This is a genomic window from Klebsiella sp. HMSC16C06 (assembly GCF_001808325.1).
In the GTDB taxonomy this organism is placed as follows: Bacteria; Pseudomonadota; Gammaproteobacteria; order Enterobacterales; family Enterobacteriaceae; genus Klebsiella; species Klebsiella variicola.
Window position 1 is genome coordinate 44,014 of record NZ_KV792996.1, and the last position, 12,510, is coordinate 56,523.

The window sequence follows — 12,510 nt, forward strand, 5'->3', positions numbered from 1 at the left end:
CACAAACCGCTCCGTTCGTAGCCCCGCTAAGCGCAGCGCGAGCGGGGGGAATCCCATCGGCAATGCGGGTTACTGCCAGGCGGCGAATTGCTCATCGTCGAGATAGGCTTCGACCAGGGTTTTCGCCAGCGAATAGGAACCGATCAGCGGGTGCGCCATCAGCGCCCGCACCGCCAGCGATTTATCCTGCTGCAGGATTGCCGCCACCGCCAGCCGCTCATACTCCTTCACGCAGGAAATCATATTCTTCTGCGCCGTCGGCACCTTCACCGGCGTCACCGGCTTGAGGCCATCCCGGCTCAGGTCGCAGCTGATCTCGATCACGTCGTCAGGGCGCAAAAAGTCGAGCGTGTCGTGATTCTGGATCGATACCACGATACGCTTGGTGGTGGTGCTGTTCACCGCTTCCAGGATATCCAGCGCCACCCCGGCATAGCCGCCGGTGTCCGGCTCTTCGATAAACTGGCGCAGCGTCAGCGGTTCGCGGGTGTGGAATTTTTCCTGCTGCGACTCATTCTGCATATAGCTGTTTTCCCGGCGCAGGTAATGCTGCATCCAGATGGTGAAAGCGGCTTCCGGTTGCGTTCTGGCATCCACAGTGCGCAGCGCTTCGCGCATCTCCTGATTGATACGGGCGATCTGCTCTCCGCGCGTCTCGCCGGCTTCCTGAATCGCCTTCAGCGCCACCTCTCGATAATAGTAATAATAGAGATATTCATTGAGGAGCTGATTATCGCAAAGCCGCACCAGCTCCGGGGAGAAGTACTGCATCGCCGTCTTCTGGTACAGTTCCGGGCTGGCGATCAGCCGTTCGGTTACCTCTTCCCCGCGTACGGTGAAGTGGGTAAACCATGAGAAATGGTTCAGCCCATAGCATTCCACGCTGAGGTCGCGTTCTTCACAACCAAGGATCGCTGGCAGTTCACGAATCAGCTCGGAGGGGGCATCGCAGATCCCATAGACCCGGCGCTTAAAACCGGACTTGACGATCGCTTCCGTCACCAGGCCTGACGGGTTGGTAAAGTTAAACAGAATGGCGTCTTCGGCGGCATGTTCTTCGATCAGCCGGCAATAGCGAAGGATCGCCGGGATCGAACGCATGGCCATCGCGAAACCGCCGGCGCCGGTGGTCTCCTGGCCGAGGGTGTTATGCTGTAGCGCAATGCGTTCGTCGCGAATGCGGCTTTCGTCACCGCCAACCCGTAGGGTGGTAATGATATAGTTGGCATCCTGCAGCGCCGCGACCGGGTCGGTAGTGGTACTAAACTGAATATCCGGGCGAATAGTATTAAATACATAGCGGGCAATTTCGCCAAATATCGCCAGATTATCAGCAGAGTTATCGAGAAAAACCACTTCTGTTAAACCAATGCGGTGAGCGTTATAGGCCAGAGATTTCGCTAAAAATGCAGAGCGAACGCCGCCCCCGCCTAATACGGTTAATTTCATACAAACTCCTCATTAATTTTCTGCTAACCAGTTATCAACCCGGGAACGTACCTGTCCCACTTTGACGCCATAAATAACCTGAACTTCATTACGATTTCGTACGACGCCGTTGGCGCCGGTATTTTTTAATTGCGCGTCATCAACCCGCGCCATATCGCGCACGGCCACGCGCAGACGAGTAAAACAATTATCGACGGAGAGAATATTCTCCTTGCCCCCGAGGCCGCGGATAATGTCATCGGTGACCGACTGCGGTTGCGCGACTTTCTGGCGGTACTCTGCTTTGCTGTAAAGCTTCACGTTCTCGTCATCTTCCCGGCCCGGCGTTTTCAGATTCAGCTTCACCACCAGGGTGCGGAAAATCACGTAGTAGACGGCGAACTGGCCGATACCAATAAGGACATAGCCCGGCCAGCGCGTTAAGGAGACCGGCAGCGGCAGGTTATAGATCAGAAACTCGATCAGGCCCGATGCTCCCCAGGGACGTACGGTGAAAATGTCGCAAATGGCTTGCGAGGCGGCGGTTAACGTCGCGTGGATCACCCACAGCAGCGGCGAGACAAACAAGAAGGTGAACTCGATCGGTTCGGTGATACCGGTCAGCATCGAGGTGATGATCGCCGGCAGCAGAATCGCCTTCGCCATCACTTTCTTCTCCGGTTTCGCGGTGTGGTAGAACGCCAGCGAGGCGCCCGCCAGGCCAAAGATAGTGGTCATCCCTTGCTGCGAAAAACGTAATGCGTCGTTCATGACCGGCGTCAGGTCGGGGTGGCGCATATAAGCGAGGAAAATGGCCTGGGTCCCGGAGACCACCTGACCGTCCACGTTCAGGGTGCCGCCAATCTGGGTGAGCTGGAAGGGGGACCAGACGAAATGGTGCAGGCCGGTGGGGATAAGGAATTTTTCAAAGAAACCATAGACAAAGACCCCGGCGACCCCGGCATTTTTCATAAAACCGGTGAGCGCGGAGATGCCGTGGGTCATAAAGGGCCAAATCCAGGTAAAGGCGATGGCGTAGAAGATAACCACCGGCGTCATCGCCACCAACGTCAGCTTGGCGCCGCCGTACATCGACAGCGCGCCAGGCAGCTCAATGGCAGAGACTTTATTGTGCACCCACGCAATCGTGCAGCCGAGAATAATGCCCAGGAAAACGCCCATATCCACCACCACAAAGCCCAGCAGCTGGGTTTGCCCGGTGCCATAATATTCACCGTTAATTTTTTCGGCGAGTCCGTGGGTGTGTTCCAGCCAGGAGTGGTTGGCGCCAAGGAACATAATGAAGCACATCACTGCAACCAGCGCGACTTCGGTTTTTTTATCCTTTGCCAGGCCATAGCTAATGCCGACGCAAAATAATAAGCCGAGGTTGCCAAATAAAGGCCAAAAAGTGTCGCCGAGCATTTGCCCAAGCTGATGTAAGAAACTGGTTTCAGCAATTAATGTCGGATTAGTTAATACTGAACTGAGGGCCAGAATTAAGCCAATGACCGGCAAGAACAATACGGCGCCGATCATGGCCCGGGAGAATTTTTGCATATTCTCCAGAATACGCTGACGTATTTCAGGCATGATTGATCCTTTTATATTTTTGTAGGTACAGGGAGCGGTTTTTTATCGACTTCCAGTAATTTGGTTATAGCAATTCTGATATTTGAAAGGAACCTGTTGCGCTAAATAGGTACAGATAGCCGCGTATTGCACACAGGTTTCAGGACTCGCACCCTAACCCCCTCCCTGAAAGGGAGAGGGAGTGGCCAGAGCGGAGTTTGCCGGAAAGCATGCCCTCTCCCCGTGGGGAGAGGGCCAGATAAGGGGGGGGTTACTGCGGCGCGGCGGGGGCGGGGCTGACCTCGCCGTTGCGCATGATTTGCGCCACCAGCTGTTTCTCCATATTCACGGCGCTGAGCTGCCCGTTGACCGTCGGCTTGAGCGGGGCATCGGCCTGCACGCTGCCGCTGGCGGTCAGCTGGAGATTGCCATCCCCGCTTATCGGTAGCGACGGCCAGCCCCAGGCCTGCAGAATATTCAGCGGCACGCCGCGGCCGGTAAAGCTCAGATTGACCTGGCGCTGCGGCAGCTGGGATACCGCGGCGGTGGCCTGCAGAATGCCGCGCTCGGTGAAGGCGCTAAGCTCAGTGATATTGACCGTCGACGCTGTCGCGCTCAGCTTGAGTGACGGGCGGCGCACGTCGATCCGGTTAAAAGTCGCCGCCGCGGCGTTCAGCGTCGCGCTGCCGTTCCATACTCCCCAGCTGCCGTTTTTCACCAGCTGTAGCTCGCCGCCATAGCCATCGAGGGCGGTAATTTGCCACGGGAAGGCAGGATCCACATCGATGATCAGGTTACGGCTGGCGCTGAATTTTTTCAGCGTCAGGCTTTGCAGCCAGGCTGGCATCGGCGCCATCCACAGCTGTTTCCAGTTCGCCGGCAGCGTGTACTCCAGTCCGGCGAAGGCGGTGTCGTCGAGCACCAGCGCGTTACCAGCGCGCAGCCAGTTGCCGGAGGTGCGCACCATGCCGCCCTCCCAGCGCGAGGAGAACTGGCGCAGCGCAATGCCCTGGGGAGAGAATTCAGCATTCAGAATCGGGTCGAAGAAGTGCAGCGAGCCGTAGATAAATTCGCTGGCGTTCATCGACAGCGTGCCGTCCTGGCTCTGCCAGCCGCCGTGGCTGAGCGTCAGGTTGCGCAGGCTCAGGTCGAGGTCGGTTACCGCCCAGTCCGGCCCCTGCAGGCGGGCGTCGGTGATATCCAGGCGGCCAATCTGCAGAGAGGGGACCGTGGTTAACGGCGCGAAAAACTCGGCCAGCGAGGCGGGGCTCTGCAGTCGAATCTCATTGAGCTGGAGGTTATCCACCAGCCAGCTGCCGTCGGCGCTGCGTTTCGCATTGCCGGTTAAGGTGCCGCGGGCGACATCGGCGCCGAGGGTGGAGAGGGTCACTTCACCCTGATCAATCCTGCCCTGAATCAGAACGTTGCTGGCTTCGACGCCATTGAGCGTCATCGAGCCCGCGCTCATCTGGATCTGCGCCGTTTTCCCCAGCACATTGCCCGCTTCCGGCGTCCATGGACTGACGCCGCCGGTGACGCGCTGCGCGCTGAGCGCCCAGCCGGTTTCCGGGCTGTTGAAAGCCATGTTGCGCAACATCAGCCGGTCGGCAGCGAACGGCAGGTCTGCAGAGTGGGGTGACAGATTCAGAGTGCCGTCGTTAAGGACTATCTCATCCGCATGCAGCGGATCGCTAAACTGGCGGGTGCTGAAGCCAATATCGACCGTTTTTGCCACCAGGGTGGCCGGCTTGCCTTCCCGGCCAAAGGTGACTTTTGCAACTGCACATGAAGAGGGGAGGAGAAATCGTGTTCCATCGCATCGAAGGAGACCTGCCAGCCGGTGCCATTGCTGAGCCAGGCGCTGGCCTGGCGGGCGCCCCAGTGGGTTTGCAGCAGGAACCACGCGCCAACAATGACGAGCAGCAGAGCGACTAGCAGCCAGAGAATCAGCTTTCCAAGAAATTTCATGGTCTTCCATTCTGTGAGATGCACATCACCGTGTTATGCCCGATTTAGGCGCACTTCTCAAGGCGGGCGTGGTTTATTTCCGTGATGAGGCAGGTCGTGGAAAGCGTCCCGGCCAATGGCGCGACCGGGAGCGCGTCAGATCAGGCTTTTTCTGGCGGGAAAATTAAATTCAGAACAATCGCTGTGATACCACCGGCGGCAATTCCCGAAGAGAGAAGGTTTTTCAGCCAGTCTGGGGCGAACTGCAGGATTAACGGCTGCTGCGACACGCCGAGGCCCACTGCCAGCGACAGGGCGATAATCAGGATCGCCCGACGGTTCAGCGGCTCACGGGAGACGATGCGCACGCCGGACGCGGCAATGGTGCCGAACATCACCAGCGTGGCGCCGCCGAGCACCGGCTCAGGGATGTGCTGCACGAAGCCGCTCACCGCCGGGAACAGACCGAGGACGATCAGCATCAGGGCGACCACGAAACCGACGTAGCGGCTGGCAACGCCGGTCAGCTGGATCACGCCGTTGTTCTGGCCGAAGCAGGAGTTCGGGAAAGTGTTGAAGACCGCGGAAACAAAGGAGTTCAGGCCGTTAGCCAGCACGCCGCCTTTCAGGCGCTTCATATACAGCGGACCGGAAACCGGCTGTTCGGAGACGTCCGAGGTGGCGGTGATATCGCCGATGGTTTCCAGAGAGGTGATCATAAACACCAGCATCAGCGGCAGCAGCAGGCTCCAGTCGATGCCGAGACCATAGTAGAGCGGCGTTGGCACGGTGATGAGGCTGCTGTTGGTCGGGGCGGTATTGGCCGGCAGCATATCGAGGAACCATGCCGCCAGATAGCCCGCCGCCATGGCGATCACCAGCGAAGCGATGCGCAGGTACGGGTTGCGCTGGCGGTTGAGGATGATAATCAGCGCCAGCACGATGCCCGCCAGCAGCAGATTCTTCGGCGCGCCGAAGGTGTGGTCGGCCATCGCCGCGTAGCCGCCGCCGATGGAAGTCAGTCCGACCTGAATCAGCGACAGGCCGATAATCATTACCACCACGCCGGAGACCAGCGGGGTAATGATGCGGCGCGCCAGGTGCAGGACGCGGGAGAGCACCATTTCCGTGCAGCTGGCCAGCATCAGGGTGCCGAACAGGGCGGCCATCATGGTGGGGACGTCGGCGCCGCCGGTTTTCAGCGCAGTACCGCCCATGATCAGCGGGGCGACAAAGTTAAAGCTGGTGCCCTGAATGGAGAGCAATCCGGAGCCGACGGGACCCCAGGCTTTGATCTGAATAATAGAGGCGACACCGGAAGCGAACAGCGACATGCTGATGATATGTTGGGTATCTTGCGCCGGGAGACCGAGAGCCTGGCAGATTAACAGCGCTGGAGTGATCACCGCGACAAACATCGCCAGCAGGTGCTGGAAGGCGGCGAACAGGGTTTGCGGTAGCGGTGGGCGATCTTCGAGGCGGTAGATTAATTCGCTAGCTGATTTATGCGCAACCGGTTGCGCATTTTCTGACTCTGCGGTGTTAACGGACATCACAAGCAATCCCAAGGTGGCAAAGCGGGAATTTTATCGGACTGTAGACCAAAAGCAAACGTTTGCCAGCATTTGGTCATAAAAATTTATGCCGTGAATATGCGCAACGAGGTTATTAACATTTTGTATGCTAAATCGCATCATTAAGGATACAAAATATCTTTTTCTGTCATTTTTTCCGCCGTTCTGCGTAAAATCCCCTTCTGACTCCTCATGATGAGAAGCTAAAGACACCAGGAATTACGTCGCGTGTGAATGGATCATGCGCCCATAAGGAGCTTTTTATGTTTCACCTCGATACCTTATCGACGCTCGTTGCCGCAACGCTTGTGCTATTGCTCGGCAGAAAACTCGTGCAAACCGTTCCCTTCCTCAAGAAATACACCATTCCTGAACCTGTTGCCGGCGGTTTGCTGGTGGCGCTGGCGCTGCTGGTGCTGAAGAAAAGCATGGATATCGAAATTGATTTCGATATGAGTCTGAAAGACCCGCTGATGCTGGCGTTCTTCGCCACCATCGGTCTTAACGCCAACCTCGCCAGCCTGCGGGCCGGCGGCAAGGTGCTGGGCACTTTCCTGATCGTGGTGGTTGGCCTGCTGCTGCTGCAGAATGCCCTCGGTATCGGCATGGCGACGCTGCTGGGGCTGGATCCGCTGATGGGCCTGCTGGCCGGGTCGATTACCTTATCCGGCGGCCACGGCACCGGGGCGGCGTGGAGCAAGCTGTTCGTTGAACGCTACGGTTTTGCCAACGCCACCGAAGTGGCGATGGCCTGCGCGACTTTCGGCCTGGTGCTGGGCGGCCTGATCGGCGGTCCGGTGGCTCGCTACCTGGTGAAGCACTCTTCCTCTCCGGACGGCACACCGGACGATCAGGTGGCGCCAACCGCCTTTGAAAAACCGGACGTGGGGCGGGTGATCACCTCGCTGGTGTTGATCGAAAGTATCGCCCTGATTGCCATCTGTCTGACGGTAGGCAAGGTGGTTGCGCAACTGCTGGCGGGCAGTGTCTTCGAGCTGCCGACTTTCGTCTGCGTGCTATTTATCGGTGTGATCCTTAGCAACAGCCTGGCGCTGGCGGGGTTGTACCGGGTGTTCGATAGGGCGGTATCGGTGCTGGGCAACGTCAGCCTGTCGCTGTTCCTCGCCATGGCGCTGATGAGCCTCAAGCTGTGGGAGCTGGCCTCGCTGGCGCTGCCGATGATTATTATCCTGGCGGTGCAGGCGCTGGCGATGGCGCTGTATGCGGTGTTCGTTACCTACCGGATGATGGGCAAGAATTACGATGCCGCGGTGCTGGCGGCGGGCCACTGCGGGTTTGGTCTGGGCGCAACGCCGACGGCGATTGCTAATATGCAGGCGATTACCGACCGCTTTGGCCCGTCACATATGGCCTTCCTGGTGGTGCCGATGGTGGGCGCGTTCTTTATCGACATCGTCAACGCACTGGTGATTAAGCTATACCTGCTGCTGCCGATGTTTGGCTGATAAAAAACCCGGAAGCGGTGCTGCGCACCTGTCCGGGCTACAAGATCGTGCTGTTTGGGGTTTTGTAGCCCGGCTAAGGCGTTTACGCCGCAAGCCGGGAATACCTCCACAATCTTACGCTTCGTCGTGCTCTTCCCACGCTAACGCGCGTTTCACCGCTTTCTTCCAGCCGCTGTAACGATAGTTACGCTCAGTGGTTTCAATCCCCGGGCGGAATTCGCGCTCAATCACCGCTTTCTCCTGCAGCTCGTCCAGATTCTGCCAGAAACCGACCGCCAGACCCGCCAGATAGGCTGCGCCCAGCGCCGTCACTTCGCGTACTTCCGGACGCTCGACACGGGTGCCGAGGATATCGGACTGGAACTGCATCAGGAAGTTGTTAGCCACCGCGCCGCCGTCCACGCGCAGGGCGTGCAGACGAATGCCAGAGTCTGCCTGCATCGCCTCCAGCACATCGCGGGTCTGATAGGCGATGGACTCCAGCGTCGCACGGATAATGTGGTTGGAGTTCACGCCGCGGGTGAGGCCGAAAATCGCGCCGCGGGCATACGGGTCCCAGTATGGTGCGCCAAGACCAGTGAACGCGGGTACCACGTATACGCCGTTGGTATCCTTCACTTTGGTGGCGAAGTACTCGGAATCGAAGGCATCGCTGATGAGCTTCATCTCGTCGCGCAGCCACTGAATAGACGCGCCGGCCATAAACACCGCCCCTTCCAGCGCGTAGTTCACCTCGCCGCGCGGGCCGCAGGCGATGGTGGTCAGCAGACCGTGGGTGGAGGTAACCGCTTTTTCACCGGTGTTCATCAGCATAAAGCAGCCGGTGCCATAGGTGTTTTTCGCCATCCCTTCTTTGACGCATAGCTGGCCGAACAGGGCCGCCTGCTGGTCACCGGCGATCCCGGCGATAGGGATACGGGTCCCGCCTTTACCACCGATGTTGGTCTGGCCGTACACTTCGGATGATTTACGCACTTCCGGCAGCATGGCGCGCGGAATGTCCAGCGCGTCGAGCATTTTGTCGTCCCAGTCCAGCTCGTGGATGTTGAATAGCATGGTACGTGAGGCGTTGGTGTAGTCGGTAACGTGCACGCGGCCCTGGGTCATCTTCCAGATAAGCCAGGTGTCAACGGTGCCGAACAGCAGCTCGCCGCGTTTCGCACGTTCACGGGAACCTTCGACATGGTCGAGGATCCATTTTACCTTGGTGCCGGAGAAGTAGGGGTCCACCACCAGGCCTGTGGCCTTGCGGATATACTCTTCCATTCCGTCACGCTTGAGCTGCTCGCAGATCTCCGCGGTACGGCGGCACTGCCAGACGATGGCGTTGTAGATGGGTTTACCGGTCTCACGCTCCCACACCACCACGGTCTCACGCTGGTTGGTGATGCCGATGGCCGCGATCTGATCGGAGTTGATATCCGCTTTGGCCAGCGCTTCGACCAGCGTCGAGCTTTGGGAAGCCCAGATTTCCATCGGGTCATGTTCGACCCAGCCTGGCTTAGGATAAATTTGTTCAAATTCTCGCTGGGAGACGCTGACGATATTGGCATCATGATCCATCACAACGGCCCGGGAGCTGGTAGTGCCCTGGTCAAGCGCAACGATATATTTTTTGTCGGTCATAGTCGGTGTCCCGTAGTCAGATTACAGCGAAGCTTTATGTTGAGTGGTGGAAGAGGAGGGGCTCTGTTGCTCTTCCTCCACGCAGGTGTCGCAAGGCAGGTGACGGCCAATCAGCTTACGATAGCTGAATGCGCCCAGCGCCGCGCCGACCACCGGTGCGCACAGCGGCACCAGAAAATAAGGAATATCTTTGCCGCCGGTGAAGGCGACGTCGCCCCAGCCGGCCAGCCAGGCGAAAGCTTTCGGGCCGATATCACGCGCCGGGTTCATGGCGAAGCCGGTCAGCGGTCCCATGGAGGCGCCAATCACCGCAATCAGCAGGCCGATCAGCAGCGGAGCAAGCGGGCCGCGCGGCACGCCGTTGCCATCGTCGGTCAGCGCCAGGATGACGCCCATCAGGATAGCGGTAATCACCATCTCTACCGCGAAGGCCTGCACAAAATTGATATGCGGGTTCGGATAGGTGGAGAAGATGCCGGCCAGATCGAGGCTTTCTACGCTGCCGCGGACCATATGGTGGGTGGTTTCATAATCGAGGAAAAGATTGTAGTAAAGCCCGTAAACTAATGCCGCAGCGCAAAAGGCGCCAGCGAATTGCGAAATGATAAAAGGGACCACTTTGCGGCCATCGAAGCAGGCGAACAGCCACAGTGCGATAGTTACCGCAGGGTTAAGGTGCGCACCGGAGACCCCAGCGGTCAGGTAGATCGCCATGGCGACGCCCAGACCCCAGATGATGCTGATTTCCCATTGCCCGAAGCTGGCTCCCGCGACCTTGAGCGCAGCCACGCACCCAACGCCGAAAAAGATCAACAACCCGGTACCGAGGAACTCTGCGATGCACTGGCCTTTTAAGGTTGATGTTTGGCTCATAATCGAATCCTGAAGCGTGGTGATGATTATTGTATGTAGGGTGGTCACAGACGACCATATTGCCATGTAGGCATAGTGTTAATTTATCGTTAACGAGCAAAAACGAGAAATATCGAACTTCAAATGTGTGTACCGCGTCAAGAAAATGAGCGTTTTCGCGCCATCCGCGCGCATTGAGACCGGTGCCGGATCGTTTCACCTCGCATTTTGTTAACCATAAAATTAACAATGACCCATGAAGTACGAGCGAACTGCGCTGAAAGCACCAGGTAAAGACTGAAAAGTGTTGCAAACCGCAATCTGCGCGGCTTGCCGCTGGACAGGGGCGGCGGGGATTCATACAATCGACGATAACACCGCTATGTGCGCTAATTTTCGTTAAGGCGGGACCGCGTATACGAAACACGAGTTTCTATCAACGCCTTGCAAGTTCAGGAGAGGTATGACGATGTCATTAGAAGTGTTTGAGAAATTAGAATCTAAAGTTCAGCAGGCGATTGATACCATCACTCTGTTGCAGATGGAAATCGAAGAGCTGAAAGAAAAGAACAACACCCTGGTTCAGGAAGTTCAGAGCGCGCAGCACGGTCGTGAAGAGCTGGAGCGCGAAAACAGCCAGCTGAAAGAGCAACAGCAGGGCTGGCAGGATCGCCTGCAGGCGCTGCTGGGCCGCATGGAAGAAGTCTAATCGCTTCGCGCCCTCTCCCGCCCGGGAGGGGGCAATCCTTATTCACCTCTTTATATCCACAAGTTATAGCCAATCTTTTTTTATTCTTTAATCATTGAATCGCTTTCTGGCACGCTTAGCCCATCACAACATACATAAAGAGAGCGGTGCGATGAATAAGTGGGGCGTAGGGTTAACTCTGTTGCTGGCATCCGCCAGCGTTCTGGCAAAAGACATTCAGCTTTTAAACGTTTCTTATGATCCAACGCGCGAGCTGTACGAACAGTACAACAAAGCGTTTAGCGCGCACTGGAAGCAGGAGACCGGCGACAACGTGGTGATCCGCCAGTCGCACGGTGGTTCTGGCAAACAGGCGACCTCAGTGATTAACGGTATTGAAGCGGATGTGGTCACGCTGGCGCTGGCCTACGACGTAGACGCCATTGCTGAACGCGGCCGTATCGATAAAAACTGGCTGAAACGCCTGCCGGATAACTCCGCACCGTATACCTCAACCATCGTGTTCCTCGTCCGCAAGGGCAACCCGAAACAGATCCATGACTGGAACGACCTGATCAAACCGGGCGTGTCGGTCATTACCCCGAATCCGAAAAGCTCCGGCGGCGCCCGCTGGAACTATCTGGCAGCCTGGGGCTATGCCCTGCATCAGAATCACGGCGACCAGGCGAAAGCCCAGGAATTCGTCAAAGCACTGTATAAAAACGTGGAAGTGCTGGACTCCGGCGCGCGTGGTTCGACCAATACCTTCGTAGAACGCGGCATCGGCGATGTGCTGATTGCCTGGGAAAACGAAGCGCTGCTGGCGACCAACGAACTGGGCAAAGACAAGTTTGAAATCGTGACCCCGAGTGAGTCGATTCTGGCTGAGCCGACCGTCTCTGTGGTCGACAAAGTGGTGGATAAAAAAGGCACGCGCCAGGTGGCGGAAGCGTACCTGAAGTATCTCTACTCGCCGGAAGGCCAGGAGATTGCGGCGAAGAACTTCTACCGCCCGCGCGATCCGAATGTGGCGAAGAAATATGCTAACGAGTTCCCGAAACTGAAGCTGTTTACTATCGATCAGGAGTTCGGCGGCTGGACGAAAGCGCAGAAAGAGCACTTCTCCAACGGCGGCACCTTCGACCAGATTAGCCAGCGTTAATCCTCTTGTCCCTGCTTGCGCTACGCTTAGCAGGGCTACAGTTTTGCGCCGTACGTAGCCCGGGTAAGGCGCCAGCCGCCACCCAGGAATCCCTGCTTGCGCTACGCTTAGCAGGGCTACAGTTTTGTGCGGTACGTAGCCCGGGTAAGGCGTCAGCCGCCACCCGGGAATCCCTGCTTGCGCTACGCTTAGCAG

The 12,510-nt window shown here is 57.6% G+C and carries 8 protein-coding genes and 1 pseudogene; 3 read left to right on the top strand and 6 right to left on the bottom strand.

All coding sequences use genetic code 11. From position 1 onward, the window contains the following. Positions 1-69 precede the first annotated feature (69 nt). The 4 genes and pseudogenes from HMPREF3142_RS10065 to HMPREF3142_RS10080 all read right to left on the bottom strand — a co-directional run bounded on the left by HMPREF3142_RS10065 (position 70) and on the right by HMPREF3142_RS10080 (position 6,500). Positions 70-1,449, bottom strand: coding sequence for a family 4 glycosyl hydrolase (locus tag HMPREF3142_RS10065; RefSeq protein ID WP_008806805.1), 1,380 nt, complete (start codon positions 1,447-1,449; stop codon positions 70-72). Between the two features lie 12 nt (positions 1,450-1,461). Beyond that, a complete protein-coding gene (locus tag HMPREF3142_RS10070; protein ID WP_012967044.1) occupies positions 1,462-3,021 on the bottom strand; it encodes a PTS transporter subunit EIIC in 1,560 nt (519 codons plus the stop codon). Between the two features lie 250 nt (positions 3,022-3,271). Continuing rightward, positions 3,272-4,968 (bottom strand): annotated as a pseudogene (locus HMPREF3142_RS10075) (AsmA family protein). Positions 4,969-5,108: 140 nt separating this feature from the next. After that, positions 5,109-6,500, bottom strand: a complete 1,392-nt coding sequence (locus tag HMPREF3142_RS10080; protein ID WP_008806808.1) for a nucleobase:cation symporter-2 family protein — start codon at positions 6,498-6,500, stop codon at positions 5,109-5,111. Between the two features lie 284 nt (positions 6,501-6,784). Between HMPREF3142_RS10080 and gltS the strand changes: the two genes are divergently transcribed. Continuing rightward, positions 6,785-7,987, top strand: a complete 1,203-nt coding sequence (gene gltS, locus HMPREF3142_RS10085) for a sodium/glutamate symporter (RefSeq protein WP_008806809.1) — start codon at positions 6,785-6,787, stop codon at positions 7,985-7,987. Positions 7,988-8,101: 114 nt separating this feature from the next. Here gltS and glpK read toward each other — a convergent pair whose 3' ends face one another. Together glpK and HMPREF3142_RS10095 are read right to left on the bottom strand one after the other, a co-directional pair. Next, positions 8,102-9,613, bottom strand: coding sequence for a glycerol kinase GlpK (gene glpK / locus HMPREF3142_RS10090; protein WP_008806810.1), 1,512 nt, complete (start codon positions 9,611-9,613; stop codon positions 8,102-8,104). Positions 9,614-9,634: 21 nt separating this feature from the next. Further along, a complete protein-coding gene (locus tag HMPREF3142_RS10095; protein WP_012540293.1) occupies positions 9,635-10,486 on the bottom strand; it encodes an MIP/aquaporin family protein in 852 nt (283 codons plus the stop codon). Positions 10,487-10,928: 442 nt separating this feature from the next. On the opposite strand from HMPREF3142_RS10095, the gene zapB reads away from it, so the two are divergent. Both zapB and HMPREF3142_RS10105 read left to right on the top strand, forming a co-directional pair. Beyond that, positions 10,929-11,174: a septal ring assembly protein ZapB gene (gene zapB, locus HMPREF3142_RS10100; protein WP_008806812.1), complete on the top strand. Its 246-nt coding sequence runs from the start codon at positions 10,929-10,931 to the stop codon at positions 11,172-11,174. A gap of 151 nt (positions 11,175-11,325) precedes the next feature. Then, positions 11,326-12,315 carry a sulfate ABC transporter substrate-binding protein gene (locus HMPREF3142_RS10105; protein ID WP_002922936.1) on the top strand — a complete coding sequence of 330 codons (990 nt, stop codon included), beginning with the start codon at positions 11,326-11,328 and terminating at the stop codon, positions 12,313-12,315. Positions 12,316-12,510: the final 195 nt, after the last annotated feature.